This is a genomic window from Actinospineispora eucalypti, from assembly GCF_039543365.1.
Classification (GTDB): Bacteria; Actinomycetota; Actinomycetes; order Mycobacteriales; family Pseudonocardiaceae; genus Pseudonocardia; species Pseudonocardia eucalypti.
The window spans coordinates 238,965-262,652 of record NZ_BAABJP010000043.1; the positions used below are offsets into that span (position 1 = coordinate 238,965).

Here is a 23,688-nt window from a genome sequence, read left to right on the forward strand (position 1 = left end):
GTTGCAACCCCCGTCCTCATAGCGTGGCGCCCGAAACACCAGAGCCCACGGGAGGTCGAGGATGACCCTGGCATTCGACGAACCGCGCATCCAAGAGGTGGTCGGTTCGCTCAGCCGCAAGATGCTGATCAACGGTGAGTGGGTGGACTCCGCGTCCGGGCGGACCTTCGACACCGTGAACCCGGCGACCGAGGACGTACTGGCCTCCGTCGCCCACGGCGAGGCCGCCGACGTGGACGCCGCCGTACGGGCCGCGCGGGCCGCGTTCGAGGACGGCTCGCCGTGGCGGAAGATGCCGCACGGCCAGCGCGGCAAGATCATCCACAAGCTGGGTGACCTGATCCTGGAGCACCTGGACGACTTCGCCCTGCTCGAGTCGCTGGACAACGGGAAGCCCTACTCGGTGGCCAAGGCGGCCGACGTCCCGCTGGCCGCCGACCTGTTCCACTACATGTCCGGCTGGGCGACCAAGATCGAGGGCAACACCGTGCCGGTGTCCGCCTGGGACCCGGACCAGTACCTGGCGTTCACGCTGCGGGAGCCGGTCGGGGTGTGCGCGCAGATCATTCCGTGGAACTTCCCGCTGCTCATGGCCGCGTGGAAGATCGGGCCGGTACTGGCCGCCGGGTGCACCACGATCCTCAAGCCGGCCGAGCAGACCCCGCTGTCCGCGTTGCTGCTGGGTGAGTTGGCCATGCAGGCCGGCCTGCCGCCGGGCGTGCTGAACATCGTCACCGGCTTCGGCGAGGCCGGAGCCGCGCTGGCCGCCCACCGGGACGTGGACAAGGTGGCGTTCACCGGGTCCACCGAGGTGGGCCGTGAGATCGTCAAGGCGGCGGCCGGCAACCTGAAGAAGGTGACCCTGGAGCTGGGGGGCAAGTCGCCGAACGTGGTGTACGCGGACGCGGACATCGACAAGGCGATCGCCGGCTCGGCGCACGCGATCTTCTTCAACCAGGGTGAGTGCTGCGTGGCCGGCTCCCGGCTGTACGTGGAGGAGTCGGTGTACGACCAGGTGGTGGAGGGCGTCGCCGAGCAGGCCAGCCAGATCAAGGTGGGCAACGGCCTCGACCCGGACACCAACATGGGCCCGCTGGTGTCCGCCGAGCAGTTCGAGCGGGTCACCGGGTACATCAACTCCGGCCGGGATGAGGGCGCCAACATCATCGGCGGCGACCGGGTCGGGGATCGCGGGTACTTCGTGGCGCCCACCGTGCTCACCGGCACCCGGGAGGACATGAAGGCGGTCCGCGAGGAGATCTTCGGGCCGGTGGTGGCGGCCGCGCCGTTCAACGCCGAGCGGGACATCCTGCCCACCGCGAACAACAGCAACTTCGGGCTCGGTGCCGGGGTGTTCACCCGGGACGTGTCCAAGGCGTACCGCACCGCGCGGCGGCTGCGCGCCGGCACGGTGTGGGTGAACACCTGGAACGTGTTCGACGCCTCGCTGCCGTTCGGCGGCTACAAGGAGTCCGGTTGGGGCCGCGAGATGGGGCACGCGGTGTTCACCAACTACCTGGAGACGAAGACGGTGATCACCGACCTGAGCTGACGCTCAGGTCTCGTGAGTGGCGAGTAGCGCTATAGCGTCACTCGCCACTCACGGGCGGCGCAGCCGCGCGGCGCGGGCGGCCACCGGGGCGTGCCGGGGGTCGGTGCGGGCGAGCAGTTCGGCCAGCCGGCCGATCAGTTCGGCATCGTCCCCGGTGGCGTCGCCGTCGCCGCCCGCGCCGCCGGTGCCGGGCTGGGCGAGCAGCCACATCGCCTCCGGGTCGTCCGCGTCCAGCACGGCTCGGCGCAGCGTGGCGGCGAGCAGCTCGCGTTCCTCGCGCACGGCGGGCGCCTCCGAGTCGGGGCGCAGCGGACCGGGGTAAGCGGCCGCCGCCGCGCGGGGGCGGCCGCCGCGCAGCTCCTCCCGCACGCGCAGGAAGTCCGCATCCAGTTCGGCGTGCAGCCGGTAGGGGTTGGAGCGCAGCACGTCGGCGCCCAACCTCGCGCGCAGCCGGTGCACCTCGGCGCGCGCGGTCACCGGGTTGCCCCGCTCGCCGTACACCTCGGTGGCCAGCGTCTCCGCCGTCACCCCGGACGGGCGCAGGGCGAGCAGGGTGAGCATGTCCGCGTGCCGGCGAGTGAGGGCCAGATCGCGCCCGTTCAGCACCGCGACGGGCCGTTGGGCGCCCAGGAAGCGCAGCTCCAGCACCTGCGGCCGGCGCACCGCCGCCACCCCTTTGCTCTGCGTGGAAAAATGCAACGCAGCCGCCTTGCTCTGCGTGGGGATACGCAACAGGTAGGCACCGGGAAGCGGCTCCAGGATCGCGTCCCGGCCGTCCGGGAGCGCGATGCGCACCTCGTCCCCGGGCGAGCGTTGTGCTCCGGCGCCGGGAGGATCCGCGACATGGGGTGGTGAGAGGCGCGATATGGGCCGGGGGAGCCAGCCCGGGGGGTTGGTGGCGAGGACCCGGCCGGTTGGGGTGATCAGTGCGGCGGGGGTGGGGCCGGCCAGGCGGGGCAGCCAGCGCTCGCGCAGGCGCTCGTCGCCGATCCGCATCCGCTCCCGCAGCTGTCCCTCGGCCAGCTTGGCGGCCGCGTTGACCAGCGCCATGGTCGACGGGTGGAAGCCGCGCATCGGCCCGGTCACGTCCACCACGCCGATGATCCGGCCGGTGTCCGGGTCGTGCACCGGGGAGGCCGCGCAGGTCCAGGCGTGATAGGTGCGGACCAGGTGTTCGGCCGAGTGGATGGCCACGGCGACGCCCTCGGCCAGCGCGGTGCCCATCGCGTTGGTGCCGATCACGTCCTCGGACCAGCGCGTGCCCTCCACCAGGCCGATCTTCTCCGCGCGGTGCAGCACGCCGTGCTGGCCCTCCCGCCACAGGATGTGCCCGCGCGCATCGGTGATGATCATCATGTGGTTGGCCTCGTCGGCCACTGAGACCAGGGTCTCGCGCAACACCGGGAGGGCCTGCGCCAGCGGGTGCGCGGAGCGGAACTCGGTCAGCTCGGGCCGTTCGAAGACGGTCGGCGGCCCGGCCAGCTCGGGGTCCACCCGCGCGGCCAGTGACCGCCGCCAGGACTCGGAAACCACCGGCCTGGCCAGCGCGGGAGCGGGCGAACCGGTGAGCATGGCCTCCCGTATCCGGGCGAGCAGCCTGGCCCGCGCAACCGGGTCCGCCGGTCGCGGCCGGGCAGCGCCGGGGAGGCCCACCGACCCATTCTGCGTGGTCAGTGCGCCTTAGGCAACCCTCAATTGAATTCGCATCCGCGTATATTTGACCGGCTAATCGCCGTGAACGAGCGGATTGCTGGCCCAGTCACGCACGTTGACCTGATCGCACTCGCGGGCGAACGCGTCCACCTCCTCCGGTGTGGGCGGCTCCGGGCGCCGGCCGAGCTCGGCCAGGCCCCGGAAGTACCGTTCCCTGGGGGCGCCCGGCACGAACAGGATGAGAAAGCGGGTCGGCTCGTCGCCGTGGCCCCGGAAGGCGTGCATGCCGTGCGGCGGCACGTGCAGGAAGTCGCCGGAGCCGGCGACCCGCCAGTCCCGCCCGCTCATCACGGCCAGCCGCCCGGAGATCACGTAGAACGACTCGGAGAACCCCTGGTGGTAGTGCGGTACGGCGCCGGGCCGGCCGGGTTCGATGGTGATCTCGAACAGGCCGAACTCGCGGCGCACCGAGTCGCCGGGCGCGACGAACCGGGTGGAGTTCCCGGTCACCGGGCCCAGCCGCTCGGTCTCCGCCACCGGCCGCCACACCGCGTTCGGTTCCGGAATTGTCACCCGTCGACGTTATCCTCCGCTGTGGTCTGACCAGTGAGCGACGGTAGACACCTGCGCCGTCGGCATGTGGTCGGCGATGGTGTCTATGCCGGTGATCAGGATGGCGATGAGCGTGGCCGCGGCGATCAGCAGCGTGGCTCGCCAGAACACCACGGCGGCGAGTGCTACGACCACGCAGACCAGGAATGACGTTGACATCTGGGACCTCCCCGATAGCTCCCGACGTACAGGTATATAGTGCGGTCGCAGTCAGAAGTCTGTCAACACAGAGCGGTCGTCAGACTACAGTCGTCCGAACGGTGGTTGACGGACTTCCGCAATGCTCGTAGCGTTGCCGACCTCACTGCCCCACGGCCGGCCGGACGAGTGTCGCGGGCATCCCATCCGCATCGGGACAGCGGGAGAGGTTCAAGGACGATGCAGGAGCAGGCGGATGTCGATCCGCGCTTCGAGCTGAAGATCGATCCGGGGCGGGCGCTGCCGGAGGCAATCGCCGACAAGCTGCGACAACTCGTGGAAGAAGGCGAGTACAAGCCCGGTGGCCGGCTGCCCAACGAGGCCGAGCTGGCCCGCAAGCTGAAAGTCGCGCGCAGCTCCGTGCGCACCGCGCTGCAACGGCTGGAGGCGATGCGGATCCTCGAGGTGCGGCGCGGGCGCGGCTGGTACGTGCGCCGGGCGCCGGCCGAGTCGAGCGGTCCGCTGGACGCGCGCGACTACCAGGTCAGTGACCTGTTCGAGTTGCGCATCGGCCTCGAGGGGCTGGCGGCCAGCCTGGCGGCGGTGCGCATCACCGAGGGTGAGCTGGAGGACCTGGCGAAGATCAACAAACAGCACCAGGAGGCGGACGACCGGGAGGAGATGCTGCGCACCGACGTCGCGTTCCACGAGGCGATCGTCCGGGCGGCCCGCAACACCGCGTTGGAGCGGACCTACCAGGGCATCATCGGCGAGCTCGCCGACTGGCGGTTCCAGAGTTTCGCCGCGCCCGGGGTCGGCCGGCGGTCCGCACGCGAGCACAGCAAGGTGCTGCGGTACCTGCGCAACCACGACCCCGGTGGCGCCCGGGTGGCGATGAACGGCCACCTGCAGCGGCTTTACGACGAGCTCCCGGAGATCGGCGCGGAGCCGCTGGACACCACGGAGAGCGTGGTCGACCTCGACCCGGAGTGGCGCGACTAGCGACGCGCTTCCGACGCGCGCTGGCAATTCGGCACTAGTAGATTCAGCCGAATCGCCGGGGGGTGTCGCGATGGGGCTTTGGCTGGGGGTGGCCGCTGCCCTGCTCACGATCCTGGTGCTGTTCGGGCTGCTGGTGCTGGTGGGGTATCTGTTCCGCGCGCGACTGCGCGCCTGGGCGCAGTCGCAGCTGGCCGAGATCTCCGGCCCGGCCGTGGTCCGCTCGCTGCCGCCGCGGACCGCGTTGCAGGCGGTGCTGGCCCCGCTGTACGGCGACAAGGCGGTCCACGACGATGTGCTGCTCGCCGTGCTCGGCGGTGCCGGGCGGGAGTGGGACGGCCGGGACACCATGGCCAGCCGGGTGGTCGACGCGCACTTCCTGCTGCGCTCGCTGGACGAGACCACCTGCCGCAGCGAGGCCACCTGGACCTACGAGTTCACCCCGGTGCAGGACAGCCACCTGTTGGTGATCTTCGGTACGCACGACCGGGAGATCGCCGCCTCGGTCATGCGGGAACGGCTGTACCCGCTCTATGAGCTGTGGCTGCTGAATACCGAGGACGAGCTGGAGGACTTCGTCGGCGAACTGCGCGCGGCCATGGAGATCGGCGTCAGCTACCGGGACACCGACGGGATGCTGCACACGGTGCCGCCGCGGGCGCACCCGGGCGAGGAGGTCAGGCTCCGCGACTTCCCCGAGGTGATCCGCCTGCCCACCGAGCAGAACGGGCACGACCTGCGCATCGTGCGGTACTACCTGCACGAGCTGGCCGACGACGACCACGTGGTGGACACCGTGCAGAGCGTCACCGTGCGCGCGTCCAACAACGCCGAGAACCGGGGCTTTTTTGCCTGGACCGCGCCCTACCCGTGCTTCGTGCGCAGCGTGGTCTTCGACCTGACCGACCTGGCCCGGGAGGGCGAGACGCTGGCCTACCGGGTGGTGCCGTCGGCGGCCGGGTGGTACCGGCTGGACGTGGAGCGGGAGTGGGTGGTGGGGGTCGGCACGCTGCGTTTCGAGCTCAACTCCTGGATGCTGACCGGCCACGGCGTGACGCTAGTCTGGCGCTCCCTCGACGGAGTGGAGCGGAAGCGTGGGTTGCGCGAGCGCTGACCTCATCGCCCGGGCGCACGGCCGGTTCGGGTCGGCCGGGGAGGTCGTCGCGCAGCGCCGGGCCGTCTACCGGCTGGCCGTCGAGCTGCTCGACCGGGAGGCCGACCCGGCCGACCGGGAGGTCGACGCCGAGATCGACACGGACCGGCTGGACAACCCGATCTCACGCGGCCATCTGGGCGAGGTGCTCAGCGGCCGCGCCGCCTTCTCGCCGGACGAACTGCGCCCGCTCACCGAGCTGACCGGTCCGGTGGCGGGCCCGGTGCGGGTGGTCCAGCGTGGCGAGGAGGCCCTCGCGCCGGCGCTGGCCCGGGTGAGCACCGAGCTGCGCCGGCACCGGGCCGGGGGAGGCCCGCCGGTCCTGCTCACCGCCGGTGCGGCGGGGTTTGCCCAGGCCAGGCGGGTGCTCCTGGACGGCGTCGAGGTGGCGCTGAAGGCGGTGCCGGAGCTGGCCGCCGACCTGTTGCCGCACGTCGCGGCGTTCGCCATGGTCCGGGACGACACGGGGCGGCTCGGGTCGGCCTCCGCGCGGGAGTTTCCCGGCCTGGTGGTGTTGCCGGCGCCGTCGGTCGCGGCGGAGGCCGCCGAGGCGTTCCTGCACGAGGGCGCCCATCAGACGTTCTTCGACCTGGCGATCACGCGCGCGGTGTTCGGGGCCAACCAGTTCGACGCGCCGCCGATGCCTCCGAGCTGGGCCGGCGGTGCCGAGTGGCCGCTGGAGCAGACCTTCGCCGCCTGGCACGCGTACCGCTGTCTGACCGCGTTCGCCGAGGTGTCCGACTCACCACCGGGGGCGTCGTTGCTGCCCGTCGCGGCCGAACGGGCCGAGGAGCTGGGCGACTGGTTACGCGCGCACGGCGAGCACCTCGGGCCAGACGGCCACCGGTTGCTCGACGCCGTGGACGGCCGCGCCCCGGACGCCCCGCCTTCGGCCGCGCCGGCCGCGCCGTCGACGTCCGACCCGGGAATGCGGACGCTCCGGTTCGCCGGACGAACGCTGATCGCCCGCCACGCCGACGCCCTGGAGTTCTTCTGGAGGGAGGACCTGGCCCCGGCCGGTCCGCGCCCGGCCGAGGGTCCCTGAAGATCACTCGGCGGAGCCGGATATTGGGCGAACCTTCCGGCGTTGCGCTCTCGTTTTCGGGGCAAGGGCTCGGAATACTGCCCTTACTCCCAGCCTCAAGTCGATCTCAGTTCAGAGAGGTCCGCGTCACATGTCTGTGGACGCCGGTAAGGAGCGGGCGCAGAGCGCGCCGGCCCACCGCATCACCTGGTTTGCCCCGGAGCGCCCGGTGGAGAACGGCACGGTGTACGTACGGCCCGAGCCGCCGGCGGACGCCGGCGAGCCGGCCGACGGGACCGACTAAACCACTTCCCCGCCGGCGGAGCCGGCGGGCGGGGTCGGGTGCCCAGTTCGGCGCCCGGCGGGAACACCGGCGGGTTCGACCAGCTCGGACAGCCGGCGCAGCGCCTCGGCGGCGGGCAGGGCCAGCGCCACGCCCCGGCCGTGGCGGACCGCGGGTTCCCGGGTGTTGATCCGGATCAGCGCGCCGGAGCTGGCGGCGGCGAGTTCGGCGTGCCGGCGGACCGTCGGCACGGCGGTGCCGGCGCCGATCTCCAGCACTACCAGGCGGGCGCCGTCCGCGCGCAACCCGCGCAGCCAGCGGGTGTGCCGCCGCGCCTGTTCCTCGGTGCGCGCGGGCAGCCAGTCCAGGTCGCCGAACATCAGGATGTTGGGCCGGGCGAGCGCGCCGCAGTCGGGGCAGCCGGGCAACGGCGGGCGGGCTCGCATGCTCGCCTCGTCGATGTCCACGGTGACGCCGTCGGCCGGCCAGATCCGTTCGCCGTGGCCGGCCAGGCACTGCAGGTGGTGGATCGACCCGTGGCACTCCAGCACGGTGTCCTCGGCGAACCCGGCGCGCTGGAACTGGCCGTCCACGTTCGAGGTGAACACGCGCGCCGGCCGGCTCGCCGCCCAGCGCCGGAGCACGCCGAAGCCGGCGTGCGGCGTGGTGGCCCGGTAGAGCGCCATGCGGTGCCCGTAGAAGCCCCAGGCCAGATCCGGGTCGGCGGCGAAGTGCGCCGGGTCGGCCAGTTCCTCGAAGGCCAGGCCGAGCCGGCGGTACGGCGGGTAGGCCCGCCAGAACCCCTCGGCCCCCCGGAAGTCCGGCAGCCCGGAGTCCACTCCGATTCCGGCGCCGGCGCAGAACAGGAGCGCGTCCGCGCCGGCGATCAGCTCGGCCGCGCGGACCAGCTCGGCCTCGTCCGGGCTAGAGATCCACGACCTCGAACTCGAGCAGTGTGGCCTTGGGGGCCACCGGGCCGTTGCCGTGACCGTGACCGGAACCCAGCGGGCGGCCGCGCTCGCCGGCGTGGGCCTCGATCGCCGGGCCGGTGCGCCAGGCCTCGAAGGACGCCTCGTCCTCCCACAGGGTGACCACGAAGTAGCGCTTCTCGTTCTCCCCGGTGGGGCGCAGCAGCTGGAACGAGATGAAGCCGGGCTGGTTGTCCACCGCGTGCTTGCGGTTCGCGAACCGCTTCTCCAGCTCGGGGCCGGAGCCCTCGGGTACCTCGATTGCATTGATCTTGACGACCGCCATGCGCCTAGGCTACCGGGCGTGCTGGACAGGCGGAGCGAGGTCACGGTGTCCGACGGCGCGCGCATCGCGGTGCGCGAGTACGGCGGGCGGGGCCGGCCGATCCTGCTGTTGCACGGGCTGATGGGCCGGGCCAGCACCTGGTGGCGCACCGCGCGCTGGCTGGCCGACCACGGCCGGGTGGTGGCGCTGGATGCACGGGGCCACGGCGACTCGACCGGCACCGGTGACTGGCGCACCGAACGGTTCACCGCCGACGTCATCGAGGTGGCGGACGCGCTGGAGCTGGGTCCATCGGTGCTGGTCGGCCACTCGATGGGCGGGCTGCACGCCTGGTCGGCGGCCGCGCGGCGGCCCGACCTCGCGCACGCGCTGGTGGTCGAGGACATGGCCCCGGACCACCGGGGGCTGACCGCGCTGCCCTGGGTGTCCTGGTTCGAGGCGATGCCGGAGTCCTTCGACTCGATCGCCGCCGTGCGCGACGCGTTCGGCTGGCCCCGGCCCAGCGTCGGCGAGTACCTCGCCGAGTGCGTCCGCGAGGGGCCGGACGGGTATCGCCTGCTCACCGGGCACGCGCTGGCCGCGACGATCGCCGGCGAGTGGGGCGAGCGGGACTTCTGGGACTCGGTGCGCGGGGTGCGCTGTCCGGCGCTGCTGCTGGAGGCCGAGGAGTCGCCGATCGCCTCCGAGCAGATGGCGGAGATGGCTCACGCGATGCCGGCCGCGCGGCACGTGCGGGTCGCCGGCACCGGCCACCTGCTGCACGACGACGACCCCCGGCGCTACCGGGAGCTGGTTTCCGGTTTCCTCAGCGCAGTCGGGTGACCTCGCCGGTGCGGGTGTCGGTGATGCCGATGCCGGCCACCTTGGCCCGGATGGGGGTTACCGGGTGCAGCTCGCGCAGCGCGTCCGGCAGCGTCTCCTCGGGGATCTCCCGGCTCAGCGCGCAGTGCGGCAGCCAGGAACCGGGCAGGTAGCGGCTGGACGGCTCGCGCACCCGGCCGGCCAGCGCGTCGTGCACGCTGACGTGGGCGGCGAGCAGTTCGGTGTCCGTGACCACGGCCAGCACCAGCCTCGGCTCGGCGGTGAGGATCGTGCCGAACACGGCGAACCACAGCTCGGGGAGCACGAGCAGGCGCAACTCGGTGGCCAGGTCGCCGCGCGCCTTCTTCGGGATCGAAGCGCCCCGGGCGAACCGCACCGAAGGTGCGTGCGCCGGTACCGGAACGCCGGCCAGCGCCAACCTGGCGCGCATTTCCATCACGCGCGCCGATGCGGCGTCATCCAGGAAGAAGTCCAGCGCCTCCGCCACACCGGTGAGCATAGGGCGGTGGGTCAGGTCCGCGCCTCGGTGCCCCGCTCCCCGGGCAGCGCGAAGCTCGTGCCGTCCAGCTGCTCGACCAGGCCGTCGTCGAGCAGGGAGAGCAGGCAGCGGTCGCGCTGCGCGGCGTCCGACCACGCGGCGTCCAGCGCGGACCGGGGGACCGGGCCGGGTGCCCCGCGCAACACGTCCAGCAGCCGGCCCCGGACCTGGCGGTCGGTGCCGGCGTAGCGCTGCGTCGGGCGGGCCGGCCCGGTGTACTCGGGCCGGCCGGCGCCCACCCAGGCGCAGTCGGCGTGCACCGGGCAGCCCGCGCAGCGCGGGCGGCTGGCCGTGCACAGCACCGCGCCCAGCTCCATCAGCGCCGCCGAGTAGCGCGCGGCCCTGCTCTGTGGCCCGTCGGGCAGCAGCCGTTCCGCGTCGGCCAGGTCGGCCGAGGTACGGGCCGGGCCGGCGTCGCCCGCCCCGTGGACCGCGCGCGCGATGACCCGCCGCACGTTGGTGTCCACCACCGCCGCCCGCCGGTGGTAGCCGAACGCGAGCACCGCGCGGGCGGTGTACGCGCCGACCCCGGGCAGCGCGAGCAGCTCGTCCAGCTCGCTGGGCACGCGGTCGCCGTGCGCGGTGGCGATCTCGGTGGCCGCCGCGTGCAGGCGCAGCGCCCGGCGCGGATAGCCCAGCTTGCCCCAGGCGCGCAGCACGTCGGCCTGGGGCGCGGCGGCCATCGCGGACGGGGTCGGCCACCGGGCCAGCCACTCGGCCCACACCGGGGCGACCCGGCCGACCGGCGTCTGTTGCAGCATGAACTCGCTCACCAGCACGCCCCACGGCGTGGTGTCCGGGCGACGCCACGGCAGATCACGCGCATGGGCGTCGAACCAGGGGATCAGCACATCCGGGTCGACCACCTGCGTAGTGTGCCGACTCACGGGGTGTGATCACGAATGGTGGTGGATGCCTCACTTGGCTGAAGAAATCTCGGCGAGTTCGTGACGCGCCGTGCCGGGTTCCCCGAAAAACCCTCGATGTGAGGTTAACGTTCAGCCCATGATCGAGCCAGAAGCCGCTGTGTACTGGCGTCGGCGGGCCGTTGCGGTCGGCGTCGTCGTCGGGCTCGTCCTGCTCGTGGTTTGGGCGGTGTCCGGGCCTAGTCAACAACCACAGGAGTTCGGGCAGGCCGCGCGCGAGAAGCACACGGCCAGCTCGACCGAACTGTCCGAGGCGCCGAGCCCACCGGACGCGGCCACCGACGCCGCACCGGCGGCCGGTGAACCGGTCTCCTCGCCGTCGCTGTTGCCGCTGCCGCCCTCCAACTCGGCGCTGACCGCCAACTCGGCGCAGACCACCTCCAGCCAGGCGGCGCCGCGCGCGCTGCCCAACCCGGGTACGGGCACCCAGCCGGGCGCGGCCAACGCGCTCCCCGGCGCCCAGCCGGGCGTGGTTCCGGGCAACGCGGGTACGACCCAGCCGGGCACCCAGGCGATGCCCGGCGCGACCCAGCCTGGAGCGACTCAGCCGGGAACGACCCAGCCGGGCGCGACTCAGCCTGGGGCGACCCAGCCTGGGGCGACCCAGCCGGGAACGACCCAGCCTGGGGCGACCCAGCCGCGGGCGCAGGCGATGCCGGGCGCGCTGTCGCCCTCCGAGAACGAGTGGATCCCGGAGCAGGGCCGGGTGAAGCCGGAGAAGCCGGCCAAGCCGAACGCCCCCGGCGGCACCAACAGCGAGGTCAACCCGGACAGCGCCAACCTGGCCGACCCGGCCAGCCTGCCCCGGTGCGCCGACAAGGACATGGGCCTGGTCGCGCAGGTCGACGAGGCCAGCTACCGGACGGGCCAGCGGCCGGTGTTCCGCCTGGTGATCGCCAACCTCGGAAAGACCGCGTGTGCCCGTGATCTGGACCCCGGCCTGCAGGAGCTGGTGGTCAGCAGCACCGGCGGCAGCCGGGTGTGGAGCAGCAACGACTGCTTCCCGGAGCGGAAGTCCGACCTGCGCGCGCTGATGCCGGGCAAGACCGTGCAGTTCCCGGTCAGCTGGTCGGCCCGCGGTTCGGCGCCGGGCTGCGCGGCCAACCGGTCCGAGGTGCCGGCGGGCAGCTACCAGGTGATCGGCAAGCTGGGCGCGCTGACCAGTTCCCCGGCCCGGTTCACCATCGCGGACGGCGCGCAGCAGCGTCCCGGCCAGACCAACCCCGCCGGTCAGACGCAGCCGGGCCAGACCAGCCCGACGGGCCAGACCAGCCCGACGGGCCAGACCAGCCCGACGGGCCAGACCAGTCAGACGGGTCAGCCGGGCCAGACCAGCCCGACAGGCCAGACCGGCCAGACCAGTCAAACGGGCCAGACCAGCCAGACGGGCCAGACCCTGCCGGGCCAGACCAATCAGACCGGCCAGACGGGTCAGTCGAACCAGACCCGGCAGCTGCCCCAGCAGCACCGCCCGCACACCCAGGTGCAACCGCTGCCGGCGCCGTCCCAGCAGACCCAGCAACAGACCCAGCGCCAGCCGGGCCAGGTGCAGCCGTTGCCCGCGCCGTCCCAGCAGACCCAGCAGCGGCAGCAGACCCAGCCGCAGCAGGCCCCGGCGCAGGCCCAGCCCCGGCAGAACCTGCCGGGTCAGAGTCAGACCGGTCAGAGCCAGACCGGTCAGTCGCAACCGCAGGCCCAGCCCCGCCAGCAGGGCTCGCCTACATCCCTAACGCCCGCATCGCCGGTTGTAGACGGTCGACCTCAAGCACCTGGATCGCAGCCTTAGTCGCCGCGTCCAGTTCGGACCCGGCGGGCACGACGGCCCGGGTGAACCCCAGGCGCGCGGCCTCGGCGAGCCGGCGTACCACTCCGGTGGTGCGCCGGACCTCGCCGGTCAGCCCGATCTCGCCGACCACGACCAACCCGCCCGGCAGCGGTTTCTCCCGCTTGGCGGAGGCGACGGCGAGCGCGATGGCCAGGTCGGCCGCCGGTTCGGTGATCTTCATGCCACCCACGGTCGCGGTGTAGACCTCGGCGTCGTACAGCTTCACGTTGGCCAGTCGCTCCAGCACGGCGAGCACCATGGCCACCCGCGAGGAGTCCAGCCCGGAAACCGCGCGCCGGGGCGAGGGGATGTCCTTGCCGGCCACCAGCGCCTGTACCTCGGTGAGCAGGGGCCGCTTGCCCTCCACGGTCACCGTGATCGCCGTCCCGGCGGCCGGCGGACCGTCATGCGAGGCGCGGAACAGCCCGGACGGGTCGGCCACGCCGACGATGCCGTCGTCGCGCAGCTCGAAGCAGCCCACCTCGTCGGCCGGGCCGAACCGGTTCTTTATGCCGCGCAGCAGGCGCAGCGTGGAGTGCCGGTCGCCCTCGAACTGCAGCACCACGTCCACCAGGTGCTCCAGCACCCGGGGGCCGGCCACCGAGCCGTCCTTGGTCACATGCCCGACCAGGATCACCGGCAGCCCGCGCGACTTGGCCAGCGCGGTCAGCGCGACGGTCACCGCGCGCACCTGGGTGACCCCGCCGGGCGAGCCGTCCACCTCGGCCGAGGAGACCGTCTGCACCGAGTCGACCACGAGCAGCTTGGGGCGAAGCGCGTCCAGGTGGCCGACGATCGCGCCGAGCTCCGACTCGGCGGCCAGGTACAGCTGGTCGTGCACCGCGCCGGTGCGTTCCGCGCGCAGGCGCACCTGTCCGGCCGACTCCTCGCCGGTGGCGTAGAGGACCGGTGCGGAGTCGGTGCCGTTGCGGGCCGACGCGGCGGCGGCCCGCGCGGCCACCTCGAGCAGCAGCGTCGACTTGCCGGCCCCCGGCTCACCGGCCAGCAGCACCACCGCCCCGGGCACCAGGCCGCCGCCCAGCACCCGGTCCAGCTCGGCCACCCCGGTGGGCCGGGCGCGCGCGGAATCCAGCTCGACGGCGGCGATCGGCCGGGCCGGCGTGGCCGGAGCCCCGGCCGCCACCACCCGCCGCCCGCCGACCTTCACGACGCCGGCCGACGGGGCTTCCTCGATCGTTCCCCAGCTCTGGCACTTCGGGCAGCGGCCGACCCACCTGGCCACCTGGTGGCCGCAGTCGGCGCACCGGTGGGTCGCGCTGGCGCGGCTCAGCGGGGCGCTACTTCCGCTCGGCCAGCGCGCCGGTGGGGTACCCGACGGGCAGGTTGGCGGTCAGCGCGCCGGCCTTCTTGAAGGTGAATGTGACCGGGTAGTTCAGGCCCGGCTTGATCGGCTGGTTGAGGCCGACCAGTTGGACGCTGATGGTCCGGTCGGCCAGCGAGTGCGCGTCGGCCTGGGCGTCGTCGTTGCCCACTTGCACCAGGCGCCCGCCGGCGATAACCGCCTCGCCCTCGATCTTGGCGGAGGCGGCCACCGGGCTGCTCACCGAGACCAGCGTGTCCTCGGTGTCGCCGACGTTGACCAACGCCAGGTTCAGCTCGGCGGTCTGCCCGGCGAGGTACACCTGCCCGCTGTTGCCCTGGCCGGCGAACGCGATCGAGGCGTCCCGCACGGTGATGTCGCCGATCCGGCCGGAGTAGCCGTTCACGGCGGAGGCCTGCTGCGCGGTCTGGGTCAGTGCGCCGGCCCCGCAGCCGCTCACCGCCGTCAGCAGCCCGAGCCCGGCCGCGACCGACACGGCCAAGACGGGACGGCGGAGTCTGGCCCTGGTGGCGAGGAGTGGCTTCACGGCTGGCGAGTCCTTTCCCGGCTACTGGATAGATCAAGTCCTAGGCGGATGACCTGGGCGAAGCCTAACCTCGGTGCCTCCGGGGGGCGCACCTCGGCACCCGCGATGTTGGTAACACACCCTTCGCGAGCACGATCTTGAACCGATGTCAACCCTTTGACCTGCGAGGACGAGGCATGCCGGTGCGCCGCCCGCAATGCCGGCGTGTTAACCTTGAAGCAGCGAAAGGGGCAGAGGACATATGGTTTTCAAGGTCGGAGAGACCGTCGTCTACCCGCACCACGGTGCCGCGCTCATCGAGGCCATCGAGACACGGACGATCAAGGGCGAGGAGAAACAGTACCTCGTCCTCAAGGTCGCCCAGGGAGACCTGACCGTTCGCGTTCCCGCGGATAACGCCGAGTTCGTCGGCGTCCGCGACGTGGTTGGTCAGGAGGGCCTGGACCGGGTCTTCGACGTGCTCCGGGCACCGCATACGGAGGAGCCGACCAACTGGTCTCGGCGCTACAAGGCAAACCTGGAAAAGCTCGCCTCGGGCGATGTGAACAAGGTCGCGGAGGTGGTGCGCGACCTGTGGCGGCGGGAGAAGGACCGCGGCCTCTCCGCCGGTGAGAAGCGGATGCTGGCCAAGGCCCGCCAGATCCTGGTCAGTGAGTTGGCTCTGGCCGAGGGTACGGACGAGGAGAAGGCCGAGCTGTTGCTCGACGAGGTGCTGGCCACCGCGTCCTAAGTGAGCGTGCTGGCGCTTGTGCCGGCCACTGGCTCTGTCGATTCCGGCGGCCGGGCGGGAGATTCCGGCCCCGGGGTGACGGACGTGCTGCGTCCGCTCGGTGGAGTGCCGCTGTTGGTGCGCACGGTGCGAGGCCTGCTCGACTCGGGTGTGGTTGACGGTGTGCTGGTTGCGGTGCCGTCGGTCGAACTCGATGCCGTGCGCACGTTGTTCGGTGCGGTGCTCGGGCGACCGGGCGGGCGCAAAGCCGCGGTCGAGGTGATCGGTTGCCCGGCGGACGGTGTTTCCGTCGGGCGCCAAACCGGGCGCCCGACCGGGGTGGTCGGTTCCGTCGACAGTGTGTCCGCCGAACGCCAAACTGGGCGTCCGGCCAGCCCGGTCGGCTACGCCGACAGTGTGTCCGCCGAACGCCAAACTGGGCGTCCGGCCAGCCCGGTCGGCGTAGCCGACCGGGTTTCGGCGTTGTCCGCCGCGCTCTGGCGCGGCCTGGAACGCCACCCGGACACCCGGATCGTGCTGGTGCACGACGCGGCGCGGGCGCTCACCCCACCTTCGTTGATCCGCGCGATGGTGGAGGCGGTCGGCGACGGGACGGGCTGCAAGGCGGTCGTTCCGGTGCTGCCGGTCGCGGACACCGTCAAACGGGCCGCCGGCTCGGAGAACCGGGTGATCGGCACCGTGGACCGGTCGTCACTGCGCACCGCGCAGACCCCGGCCGCATTCCACCGGGAGCTCCTGGAGCGGGCGCTCGCCTCGGCGGCCACCGAGCCGGTTTCCCCCCGGCGGGGCGAGGTCTGGCTGGTGGAGCGGCTGGGCGAGAAGGTCCGTGCCGTCCCCGGTGACCCGCTGGCCTTCCACATCGGCAGCACCTGGGACCTGCGCATCGCCAGCCTGCTGGCGGACGCGTGAGGGTCGGCATCGGCACGGACGTGCACCCGATTCAACCTGGCCGGGAGTGCTGGCTGGCCGGGCTGCACTGGCCGGGAGTGGACGGCTGCGCCGGCCACTCCGACGGTGACGTCGCCGCGCACGCACTGTGCGACGCGCTGCTCTCCGCCGCCGGGCTGGGCGACCTCGGCGCGGTCTTCGGCACCGGCGACCCCCGCTGGGCCGGCGCGCACGGCCCCGCGTTCCTGGCACACACCCGCGAGCTGCTCGCCCAGGCCGGCTGGACGGTGGCCAACGCGGCCGTCCAGGTGATCGGCAACGCCCCCCGGATCGGCCCGCGCCGGGCGGAGGCGCAGGAAGTGCTCTCGGCGGCGGTCGATGGGTTTGTCTCGGTGAGTGGAACCACCACGGACGGGCTGGGCCTGACGGGGCGGGGCGAAGGCATCGCCGCCGTGGCCACCGCATTGTTGCTCGCCGGGTAGTTTTCGGCGGTCGGTTGGGGTTCGGGGCTGGTTCTAAAGCAGGCTTGGACGGCGCGGCTTGGGTCGGTCTGCCGCGGCTCGGGCTTCGCCCGTTGCGTTGTGGGCCGGCCCGCCGGTACCGACTACGTAGGGTGACGATTCGGAGGGTTCCGCGCGGGCTGGCGGCCGGCCCGGTTCATCGAGAGCGACACCAGTCGCCTTCGATCTTGGTGAAAACCCGACTGGTGTAGCTCTCGACGAGCGAAGTCCCGCAAAGCCGCTTACCAGCGGCTACGGTGCGTGACAAAACGCGCGGCGCCCCACGCAAAACGCAAGGGGCCAAGCCTGAGCCGCGGCAGACCAACCCCAGCCGCGCCGTCCAAGCCTGCTTTAGAACCAGCCCCGAACCCCAACCGGCGGCCGCCAGCCGGGGAGATGCAGGTCGCGAGCCGGGGCGATGGCGCGATCCGTATCATTGAAACGGTGAGTCTGCGCCTGTACGACACGGCCACCAGAGGGCAGCGGGAGTTCATCCCGGTGCGGTCCGGGGCGGCGTCGATCTATGTCTGTGGCGCAACCGTGCAGGGGATGCCGCACATCGGGCACGTGCGCAGCGGTCTCAACTATGACGTCATGCGCCGGTGGCTGCACCACCAGGGGCTGGACGTCACACTCGTGCGAAATGTCACTGACATCGACGACAAGATTCTGACCAAGGCCGCGGAGCACCAAAGGCCGTGGTGGGAATGGGCGGCCACGCACGAGCGGGCGTTCGACGCGGCGTACGAGGCGCTGGGTTGCCTCCCCCCGTCCATCGGCCCCCGGGCCACCGGGCACGTGCCGCAGATGATCGAGCTGATGCAGCGGCTGATCGACTCCGGGCACGCCTACGCCGTGGACTGTGGCGACGTGTACTTCTCGGTGCCCTCGTACGCCGACTACGGGCGGCTTTCCGGGCAGCGGCCGGAGGACATGCAGCAGGGCGAGGGCGCCGGCGGGGCCAAGCGGGACCCGCACGACTTCACCCTGTGGAAGGCGGCCAAGCCCGGCGAGCCGTGCTGGCCGACGCCGTGGGGCGACGGGCGGCCCGGCTGGCACCTGGAGTGCTCGGCCATGGCCACCCGCTACCTGGGCTCCGAGTTCGACATCCACGGCGGCGGGCTGGACCTGGTGTTCCCGCACCACGAGAACGAGCGGGCGCAGTCCCGGGCGGCCGGCGACGGGTTCGCCCGGTACTGGACGCACAACGCCTGGGTCACCCTCGGCGGGGACAAGATGTCCAAGTCGCTGGGCAACACGCTGTCCATCGACGTGCTGCTGACCCGGGTGCGCGGTGCCGAGCTGCGCTACTACCTGGTCTCGCCGCACTACCGGTCGATGATCGAGTACTCGGACGCGGCGCTGTCCGAGGCGGTGGCCGCGTACCGGCGGATCGAGTCGTTTCTGCACCGGGTGCGGGAGCGTATCGGCGCGCCGGAGCGGGCCGCGCGGGTCGCGGAGACCGGGCTGGGCGCGGAGTTCGCCGCCGCGATGGACGACGACCTCGGCACCCCGGGTGCGGTGGCCGCGATCCACGGCGCGGTCCGGGAGGGCAACGCCGCACTGGACGCCGGCGACCGGGACGCCGCCGCGGCGGCCGCCGGCCAGGTGCGCGCGATGACCGACCTGCTCGGCCTGGACCCGCTCTCCGAGCGGTGGGCGGGCGGCGCGGGGTCGCGGGCGGACGCCGCCGCCACGGCCGCGTTGTCCGCGCTGGTTGCGGACCTGCTCGCGCAACGAACGGACGCCCGGGCGCGCCGCGACTTCGCGGCGGCCGACAACATCCGGGCGCGCCTGCTGGCCGCCGGCGTCGTGGTCGAGGACACCCGGGACGGCGCCACCTGGACACTGAAGGACGGTTGATCAAGTAAATGGCGGGCAACTCACGCCGCAAGGGCGCGGTCCGCAAGCCGGGGACGAAGAAGGGGCCGACCGCTGGCTCCGGCGGCCAGCGCCGCCGGTCGCTGGAGGGCAAGGGCCCGACCCCGCCGGCCGAGTTACGCCCCGGCCACCCGGCACAGAAGCGCGCCGCCGCGGTGGCCAAGAAGCTCACCCGCAAGAAGTTCGGCAAACGGGACACCGACGGGCCGGAGACGGTCTTCGGGCGCAACCCCGTGGTCGAGTGTCTGCGGGCGAAGGTGCCGGCCACCGCGCTGCACGTGGCCCTGAACACCAGCGCGGACGAGCGGATCGCCGAGGCGGTCCGGCTGGCCGCCGAAGCCGGCGTCGCCATCCTCGAGGTGCCGAGGACCGAGCTGGACCGGATGGCCAACGGCGCCCTGCACCAGGGCATCGGGCTGACCGTGCCGCCGTTCGAGTACGCCCACCCCGATGAGCTGCTGGAAACCGCGCAGGACGCCGACCGTCCGCCGCTGATCGTCGCGCTGGACGGGGTGACCGACCCGCGCAACCTGGGCGCGGTGGTCCGCTCGGCGACCGCGTTCGGCGCGCACGGGGTGCTGCTGCCGCAGCGCCGCTCCGCCGGGGTGACCGCCGTGGCCTGGCGTACCTCCGCCGGCACGGCCGCGCGGCTGCCGGTGGCGCGCGCGGTGAACCTCACCCGCACGCTGCGCGAGTACGCCACCGCCGGCCTTATGGTGGCCGGCCTGGATGCCGACGGCAAGGTGCCGCTGGACGAGTTCCACCTGGCCACCGACCCGCTGGTGATCGTGGTCGGTTCGGAGGGCAAGGGGCTGTCCCGGCTGGTCAGGGAAACCTGCGACGTGACCGTCTCGATCCCGATGGACGGCCCGGCGGAGTCGCTGAACGCCTCGGTGGCGGCCGGGGTGCTGCTGGCCGAGATCTCCCGCCGCCGCCGGAACTGAGTTCGCCGCTCCGCCGGCCGGCTCGGATTCCGGCAAACCGCTCTCAGCGAGTGCGGCGGCCGATTATTGTGCGCCGGTGTGACCACGTGGAGCGGCGGAGGGCTGTCCCTCGACCTGAGCACCCGGCCGAGGTACCAGCTGGGCCGGTCGCTGGTGGCCGGCGTGGTCGGTCTCGCCTTCATCGTCTGGGCGGCCGGTGACGGCGCCGAGTCGGTGGTCGACAAGGTCGGGGCGGGCGGCGTCGGCGCGGCGCTGCTGGCCGCGGCCCTGTGGTGGCTCGGCCGGCTGCTGAGCGGTTGGCGGCGGGCGACGTTGACGATCGACAGGGCCGGGGTGGGTTACCGGGGAACGACGATCGGCTGGTCGGAGCTGAGCTCGGTCGGCCTGGTCGCCGTCAACCCGGAGCACAGTCCCGTCGGCTATCTGGTGCTGAGCCCGCCCGACCCGGAGTTCGGTGCCCGCCACCCGGCGTTGCGCGCCCATTACTTCGCCCCCGACGACACGTTCCGCATCGAGCTGGGCGCCGGGCCGGACACCCTGCACCGGGTGCATGCCGCGCTCGCCACGTTCGCCGGATCTCGCTATCGCGGGCCGACCGACCCGGTTGGCCCGGCCGGTCTGGCCCACGCGACCGGCCCGGCCGGCCTCGTCGACCCGGCGGCCCGTGCGCCCGAACCGGCAGAACCGCCGGATCCGTCCGAACCGCCGGATCCGTCCCAACCGCCGGATCCGTCCGAACCGCCCGGCCGGGCGCTCGGCGAACTGCGGGTGAAACTGCCCGGACAGTCCAGTTCGAGGCTGCTGATCGGGGGCCTGCTCTGCCTGGCCTTCGGCTGGGCCGGCATCCTGGGCGGGCTGACCGGCCGGATCGAGGGGGCGCCACCGATCGCGGGTGTGCTGGTGGGTGCGCTGTTCGCCCTGCTCGGGGCGGCGTCGCTGACCGCGCTCGGGGGGAAGAACCACTGGTGGCTGCTGGTCGGCCCGGCCGGGGTACGGATGGAGGGCGACGGCGGGTTCACCGTGCGGTGGGACGAGCTGACGGCCGTCTACCTGCACCAACGCCGGGTGCGTGACCGGTACGGCCGGGTTCCGCCGCAAGGGCTGCTGGCCCTGTTGCCCGCCGACCCCGGTTTCGGCGACCGGCATCCGGAGATGTCGACGCTGCGGGACGCGGAGGGCGTCTACACGGTGGAACTCGGCCAGGGAACTGACGCATTCGGCCAGCTGGACCAGGCTCTGCGGCTGCTGGCCGGCCGCCGCTACGCCGGGATCCAGGACCGGTGGCGAGGCCTGAACCTCACCTAGCCGCGGCCCGGGGCCGGACCCGGGCGACCACCCGGCAGGCCAGGTAGCACAGGAAGATCAGCGTGGCCACGTACCCGGAGATCGGCAGGCCCGGGGCCAGGGAGAGCACCGTGCCACCGAGCAGGGACAGTTCGGCGAAGATCACCGCGAGCAGCGTGACCACCACCGGGTTGGAGGAAACCCGGGCCGCCGCCGCCCCGGGGGTGACCATCACCGCGAGCACCAGGATGGCGCCGACGGCGGGGACCGCGAGCGCGGTGGTCAGCCCGATCAGCACGGCGAACATCGGGGACAGCCAGTGCACCGGAACGCCGCGCGCGGCGGCCACCGCCGGGTCGGTGCTGGCGAACAGCAGCGGCCGGTACCAGACCAGCAGCGCGCCGATCACCACCGCTGCGCAACCGCCGAGCAGCCACAGGTTGGTGGTGTCCACGGAGACGATGGAGCCGGTGAGCAGGCCGAACTTGTTCGCCGCCCGGCCGGGATAGAGCGCGAGCAGCAGCACACCGAGGCCCAGCCCGAAGGCCAGCACCACGCCGATCACCGAGTCCCGTTCCCGTTGGCGCAGCCCGAGCAGGCCGAACACCAGGGCGGCCAGCACCGCGCCGACCACCGCGCCGAACTGGACGAAAGCGGTGCCCACCAGCAGGCCGGCCGCGCCGCCGGTGAAGGCCAGCTCGGCGGTGCCGTGCACGGCGAACGCCATGCCCCGGGCCACGATCAGCGGGGCGAGCAGCCCGGCGATCAGGCCGAGCACCGCCGCCGCGATCAGGGCGTTGTGCACGAACGGCTGGGCCAGCAGCCGGCCGAGGCCGTCGAAGGTGAACACCCGGGCGAGCAGTTCGGTCATGGATGGTGCCCGCAGTTGGTGGCGGAGTCGACCGAGCCGTCGGCGCCGACCACGACCAGCCGGTCCCGCACCCGCAGCACGTCCACCCGGGTGCGGTACAGCTCGGACAGGGCCTCCGAGGTCATCACCTCGTCGGTCGTGCCGATCCGGAACCGCCCGTTGACCAGGTACAGCACCCGGTCGACCAGCGGCAGTATGGGGTTGATCTCGTGCGTGACGAACAGCACGGCGGTGGCCGCGTCCACCCGGCGCTGGTCGATCAGCCCGGAGACCACCCGCTGGTTGGCCAGGTCCAGCGACAGCAGCGGCTCGTCGCACAGCAGCACCGAGGGGTCGCCGACCAGCGCCTGCGCCACCCGCAGCCGCTGCTGCTCCCCGCCGGAGAGCCGGCCGACCGGGGCGTCGGCGTAGCCGGTGGCGCCCACGGCGGCCAGCGCCTCGTCCACCTTCTCCCGGCGCGCCCGCCGGACCGCCGGGCTGAGCAGGCGGGGCCCCAGCCGGTGCCCGTCCACGCCCAGCCCGACCAGGTCGCGCCCGCGCAGCGGCACGTCGACGTCCATCGGCTGCTGCTGCGGGATGTAGCCGATGTCGGGGTGGCCGCGCCTCGGCGGCCGGCCGTTGACCGCCACGCTGCCGGCGGTCAGCCGCAGCTGGCCGAGCAGCACCTTCAGCAGGGTGGTCTTGCCCGAGCCGTTCGGCCCGAGCACCGCGACGAACTCGCCGGGGTCCAGCCGCAGGTCCAGCCCGTCCCAGAGCACCCGGTCGCCGAACGCCAGGCGGGCGCCGGCCAGCTCGACCGCCGGAATCCCGGTGTTCCCGTCGGGCGCCAAACTGGGCGCCCGACCCAGCCCGCCGGCTCCGCCGCCGGTGTCCTTCCGGTCGACGGCTGGGGCCGCCGAGGACTCGACCGCCGTCACTTGCGATCCAGCGCGCCGGCCAGCTGGTCGATCTGCCCACCCATCCACTGCACGTAATCCACGATGCCTGCCGGGAGCGTCTCTGTCACCTTGACGACCGGCACCCCGGCCTTGCCGGCCGCGTCCTCCACCTGCTTGGTTGCCGCGCTCTCGGTCTGCGCGTTGAGCAGCAGCGCCCGGGCCGGGTCGGCGCCCTGGAAGACCTCCAGGGCCTGGTTGAGCACGGCGGCCGGCGGGTCGTTGCCCTCCTCGATGGCCTCGGAGAACTCGGCCGGGGTGACGTTGGTCAGCCCGGCCGCGTCGATCAGGTATCCGGCCACCGGTTCGGTCACCGCGACCTTGGCGCCCTGGTGGGCCGCCTTGATCGCGTTCAGCTTGGCGGTGAGGCCGTCCAGTTTGCCGCGGAACGCGGCCGCGTTGGCCTGGTACGCGCCGGCGTTCGGCGGGTCGACCTTGGCCAGCTCGCCGGCCAGCGCGTCGGCCACCTTGGCCACGGTGGGCAGGTGGTACCAGACGTGCTCGTTGAAACCCTCCGCGTGCTCCTCGTGCGAGGCTTCCCGCGCGCCCTCGTGGGTGGCTTCCGCCGGGGCCAGTCCGGAGAGCGCCACCGCGTTGATCACCACCGGCTTGCGGCCGGCGGCCTCGGCCAGCTTGTCGGCGAACCCGTCGTACCCGCCGCCGTTGGTGACCAGCACCTTCGACTCGCCGACCGCGACCACGTCGGCCGGGGTGTTCTCGTACTCGTGCGGGTCGGCGTCCGGGGTGTGGATCACCGAGGTGACCTTCACGTGTGACCCGCCGACGGCGCTGGCCACGGCGCCGTAGACGTCGGTGCTGGCGACCACCGAAACCGTGGGGGCCGGGCCGGGCGTGGCGGCGGGGGTGGCCTGGTCGGCCGAGCCGCAACCAGCGGTGGCGAGGGCGAGGGCCAGGCCGGACACTAAGGCGGCACGCGAGAAGTCCATATAGGACACCATACGCTAATTGGAAACCATTGTCGTTATCATGATCATTAGCGCGTGAGGT

25 protein-coding genes are annotated in these 23,688 nt (G+C 72.8%); 13 read left to right on the top strand and 12 right to left on the bottom strand.

Going from position 1 to position 23,688, the window contains the following annotated elements; all coding sequences use genetic code 11:
- Nucleotides 1-61 precede the first annotated feature (61 nt).
- Entirely contained in the window at nucleotides 62-1,552 is a 1,491-nt protein-coding gene (locus ABEB12_RS32775) for an aldehyde dehydrogenase family protein (protein ID WP_185063536.1), read from the top strand.
- 48 nt (nucleotides 1,553-1,600) lie between these two features.
- Here ABEB12_RS32775 and ABEB12_RS32780 read toward each other — a convergent pair whose 3' ends face one another.
- From ABEB12_RS32780 to ABEB12_RS32790, 3 genes are all read right to left on the bottom strand, one after another.
- Nucleotides 1,601-3,205 carry a helix-turn-helix domain-containing protein gene (locus ABEB12_RS32780; RefSeq protein ID WP_345703335.1) on the bottom strand — a complete coding sequence of 535 codons (1,605 nt, stop codon included), beginning with the start codon at nucleotides 3,203-3,205 and terminating at the stop codon, nucleotides 1,601-1,603.
- A 72-nt stretch (nucleotides 3,206-3,277) separates the two neighbouring features.
- Nucleotides 3,278-3,778 carry a cupin domain-containing protein gene (locus tag ABEB12_RS32785; protein WP_185063537.1) on the bottom strand — a complete coding sequence of 167 codons (501 nt, stop codon included), beginning with the start codon at nucleotides 3,776-3,778 and terminating at the stop codon, nucleotides 3,278-3,280.
- 9 nt (nucleotides 3,779-3,787) lie between these two features.
- The gene (locus tag ABEB12_RS32790) at nucleotides 3,788-3,976 is read right to left on the bottom strand and encodes a hypothetical protein (protein WP_185063538.1); all 189 of its coding nucleotides are present in this window, start codon (nucleotides 3,974-3,976) and stop codon (nucleotides 3,788-3,790) included.
- A 219-nt stretch (nucleotides 3,977-4,195) separates the two neighbouring features.
- On the opposite strand from ABEB12_RS32790, the gene ABEB12_RS32795 reads away from it, so the two are divergent.
- The 4 genes from ABEB12_RS32795 (at nucleotide 4,196) to ABEB12_RS32810 (ending at nucleotide 7,435) form a co-directional block, all read left to right on the top strand.
- Nucleotides 4,196-4,957 (top strand): FCD domain-containing protein, encoded by a 762-nt coding sequence (locus tag ABEB12_RS32795; RefSeq protein WP_185063539.1) that lies wholly within the window; start codon nucleotides 4,196-4,198, stop codon nucleotides 4,955-4,957.
- A 70-nt stretch (nucleotides 4,958-5,027) separates the two neighbouring features.
- Entirely contained in the window at nucleotides 5,028-6,068 is a 1,041-nt protein-coding gene (locus tag ABEB12_RS32800; RefSeq protein ID WP_185063540.1) for a hypothetical protein, read from the top strand.
- Entirely contained in the window at nucleotides 6,049-7,152 is a 1,104-nt protein-coding gene (locus ABEB12_RS32805; RefSeq protein WP_185063541.1) for an aKG-HExxH-type peptide beta-hydroxylase, read from the top strand. The genes ABEB12_RS32800 and ABEB12_RS32805 overlap by 20 nt, the downstream gene beginning before the upstream one ends.
- A 130-nt stretch (nucleotides 7,153-7,282) precedes the next feature.
- Nucleotides 7,283-7,435 (top strand): hypothetical protein, encoded by a 153-nt coding sequence (locus ABEB12_RS32810; RefSeq protein WP_185063542.1) that lies wholly within the window; start codon nucleotides 7,283-7,285, stop codon nucleotides 7,433-7,435.
- On the opposite strand, the gene ABEB12_RS32815 is transcribed toward ABEB12_RS32810, so the two are convergent.
- Nucleotides 7,432-8,346: a Sir2 family NAD-dependent protein deacetylase gene (locus ABEB12_RS32815; RefSeq protein WP_185064591.1), complete on the bottom strand. Its 915-nt coding sequence runs from the start codon at nucleotides 8,344-8,346 to the stop codon at nucleotides 7,432-7,434. The two genes, ABEB12_RS32810 and ABEB12_RS32815, sit on opposite strands and share 4 nt — an antisense overlap.
- Nucleotides 8,339-8,668, bottom strand: a complete 330-nt coding sequence (locus tag ABEB12_RS32820; RefSeq protein WP_185063543.1) for an antibiotic biosynthesis monooxygenase — start codon at nucleotides 8,666-8,668, stop codon at nucleotides 8,339-8,341. The genes ABEB12_RS32815 and ABEB12_RS32820 overlap by 8 nt, the downstream gene beginning before the upstream one ends.
- Nucleotides 8,669-8,686: 18 nt before the next feature.
- On the opposite strand from ABEB12_RS32820, the gene ABEB12_RS32825 reads away from it, so the two are divergent.
- Nucleotides 8,687-9,490, top strand: coding sequence for an alpha/beta fold hydrolase (locus ABEB12_RS32825; protein WP_345703336.1), 804 nt, complete (start codon nucleotides 8,687-8,689; stop codon nucleotides 9,488-9,490).
- Here the strand turns inward: ABEB12_RS32825 and ABEB12_RS32830 are convergent.
- Both ABEB12_RS32830 and ABEB12_RS32835 read right to left on the bottom strand, forming a co-directional pair.
- On the bottom strand, nucleotides 9,474-9,977 hold the full coding sequence (locus ABEB12_RS32830) for a 2'-5' RNA ligase family protein (protein ID WP_185063544.1): 504 nt from the start codon (nucleotides 9,975-9,977) through the stop codon (nucleotides 9,474-9,476). The two genes, ABEB12_RS32825 and ABEB12_RS32830, sit on opposite strands and share 17 nt — an antisense overlap.
- A gap of 23 nt (nucleotides 9,978-10,000) precedes the next feature.
- On the bottom strand, nucleotides 10,001-10,894 hold the full coding sequence (locus ABEB12_RS32835) for an A/G-specific adenine glycosylase (RefSeq protein WP_345703337.1): 894 nt from the start codon (nucleotides 10,892-10,894) through the stop codon (nucleotides 10,001-10,003).
- A gap of 139 nt (nucleotides 10,895-11,033) precedes the next feature.
- Here ABEB12_RS32835 and ABEB12_RS32840 point away from each other — a divergent pair, with 139 nt between their 5' ends.
- A complete protein-coding gene (locus ABEB12_RS32840; RefSeq protein ID WP_185063545.1) occupies nucleotides 11,034-12,740 on the top strand; it encodes a hypothetical protein in 1,707 nt (568 codons plus the stop codon).
- On the opposite strand, the gene radA is transcribed toward ABEB12_RS32840, so the two are convergent.
- Both radA and ABEB12_RS32850 read right to left on the bottom strand, forming a co-directional pair.
- Nucleotides 12,673-14,070, bottom strand: coding sequence for a DNA repair protein RadA (radA, locus tag ABEB12_RS32845; protein WP_185064597.1), 1,398 nt, complete (start codon nucleotides 14,068-14,070; stop codon nucleotides 12,673-12,675). The two genes, ABEB12_RS32840 and radA, sit on opposite strands and share 68 nt — an antisense overlap.
- A 7-nt stretch (nucleotides 14,071-14,077) precedes the next feature.
- A complete protein-coding gene (locus ABEB12_RS32850; RefSeq protein WP_185063546.1) occupies nucleotides 14,078-14,596 on the bottom strand; it encodes a copper chaperone PCu(A)C in 519 nt (172 codons plus the stop codon).
- 292 nt (nucleotides 14,597-14,888) lie between these two features.
- On the opposite strand from ABEB12_RS32850, the gene ABEB12_RS32855 reads away from it, so the two are divergent.
- From ABEB12_RS32855 to ABEB12_RS32880, 6 genes are all read left to right on the top strand, one after another.
- Nucleotides 14,889-15,377 (top strand): CarD family transcriptional regulator, encoded by a 489-nt coding sequence (locus tag ABEB12_RS32855; RefSeq protein WP_185063547.1) that lies wholly within the window; start codon nucleotides 14,889-14,891, stop codon nucleotides 15,375-15,377.
- A gap of 84 nt (nucleotides 15,378-15,461) precedes the next feature.
- Nucleotides 15,462-16,286: an IspD/TarI family cytidylyltransferase gene (locus tag ABEB12_RS32860; RefSeq protein WP_345703338.1), complete on the top strand. Its 825-nt coding sequence runs from the start codon at nucleotides 15,462-15,464 to the stop codon at nucleotides 16,284-16,286.
- Entirely contained in the window at nucleotides 16,283-16,747 is a 465-nt protein-coding gene (ispF, locus tag ABEB12_RS32865; protein WP_185063549.1) for a 2-C-methyl-D-erythritol 2,4-cyclodiphosphate synthase, read from the top strand. Before ABEB12_RS32860 ends, ispF begins: the two co-directional genes overlap by 4 nt.
- Nucleotides 16,748-17,209: 462 nt before the next feature.
- A complete protein-coding gene (gene cysS, locus ABEB12_RS32870; protein ID WP_185063550.1) occupies nucleotides 17,210-18,628 on the top strand; it encodes a cysteine--tRNA ligase in 1,419 nt (472 codons plus the stop codon).
- Between the two features lie 8 nt (nucleotides 18,629-18,636).
- Nucleotides 18,637-19,590 (top strand): 23S rRNA (guanosine(2251)-2'-O)-methyltransferase RlmB, encoded by a 954-nt coding sequence (gene rlmB, locus ABEB12_RS32875; protein WP_185063551.1) that lies wholly within the window; start codon nucleotides 18,637-18,639, stop codon nucleotides 19,588-19,590.
- 78 nt (nucleotides 19,591-19,668) lie between these two features.
- Entirely contained in the window at nucleotides 19,669-20,895 is a 1,227-nt protein-coding gene (locus ABEB12_RS32880) for a hypothetical protein (protein ID WP_185063552.1), read from the top strand.
- Here the strand turns inward: ABEB12_RS32880 and ABEB12_RS32885 are convergent.
- The 3 genes from ABEB12_RS32885 to ABEB12_RS32895 form a co-directional block, all read right to left on the bottom strand.
- Entirely contained in the window at nucleotides 20,888-21,745 is an 858-nt protein-coding gene (locus tag ABEB12_RS32885; protein WP_185063553.1) for a metal ABC transporter permease, read from the bottom strand. The two genes, ABEB12_RS32880 and ABEB12_RS32885, sit on opposite strands and share 8 nt — an antisense overlap.
- Nucleotides 21,742-22,575 (bottom strand): metal ABC transporter ATP-binding protein, encoded by an 834-nt coding sequence (locus ABEB12_RS32890; protein ID WP_221498560.1) that lies wholly within the window; start codon nucleotides 22,573-22,575, stop codon nucleotides 21,742-21,744. The genes ABEB12_RS32885 and ABEB12_RS32890 overlap by 4 nt, the downstream gene beginning before the upstream one ends.
- Before the next feature lie 83 nt (nucleotides 22,576-22,658).
- A complete protein-coding gene (locus ABEB12_RS32895) occupies nucleotides 22,659-23,627 on the bottom strand; it encodes a metal ABC transporter solute-binding protein, Zn/Mn family (protein ID WP_185063554.1) in 969 nt (322 codons plus the stop codon).
- Nucleotides 23,628-23,688: the final 61 nt, after the last annotated feature.

What these genes read in the sequence shown, in the direction of transcription:
- ABEB12_RS32775 (WP_185063536.1), top strand. Translation starts at nt 62, where the DNA reads ATGACCCTGGCATTCGACGAACCGCGCATCCAAGAGGTGGTCGGTTCG.
- ABEB12_RS32790 (WP_185063538.1), bottom strand. Translation starts at nt 3,976, where the DNA reads ATGTCAACGTCATTCCTGGTCTGCGTGGTCGTAGCACTCGCCGCCGTG.
- ABEB12_RS32795 (WP_185063539.1), top strand. Translation starts at nt 4,196, where the DNA reads ATGCAGGAGCAGGCGGATGTCGATCCGCGCTTCGAGCTGAAGATCGAT.
- ABEB12_RS32800 (WP_185063540.1), top strand. Translation starts at nt 5,028, where the DNA reads ATGGGGCTTTGGCTGGGGGTGGCCGCTGCCCTGCTCACGATCCTGGTG.
- ABEB12_RS32810 (WP_185063542.1), top strand. Translation starts at nt 7,283, where the DNA reads ATGTCTGTGGACGCCGGTAAGGAGCGGGCGCAGAGCGCGCCGGCCCAC.
- ABEB12_RS32820 (WP_185063543.1), bottom strand. Translation starts at nt 8,668, where the DNA reads ATGGCGGTCGTCAAGATCAATGCAATCGAGGTACCCGAGGGCTCCGGC.
- ABEB12_RS32840 (WP_185063545.1), top strand. Translation starts at nt 11,034, where the DNA reads ATGATCGAGCCAGAAGCCGCTGTGTACTGGCGTCGGCGGGCCGTTGCG.
- ABEB12_RS32855 (WP_185063547.1), top strand. Translation starts at nt 14,889, where the DNA reads ATGGTTTTCAAGGTCGGAGAGACCGTCGTCTACCCGCACCACGGTGCC.
- rlmB (WP_185063551.1), top strand. Translation starts at nt 18,637, where the DNA reads ATGGCGGGCAACTCACGCCGCAAGGGCGCGGTCCGCAAGCCGGGGACG.
- ABEB12_RS32885 (WP_185063553.1), bottom strand. Translation starts at nt 21,745, where the DNA reads ATGACCGAACTGCTCGCCCGGGTGTTCACCTTCGACGGCCTCGGCCGG.
- ABEB12_RS32895 (WP_185063554.1), bottom strand. Translation starts at nt 23,627, where the DNA reads ATGGACTTCTCGCGTGCCGCCTTAGTGTCCGGCCTGGCCCTCGCCCTC.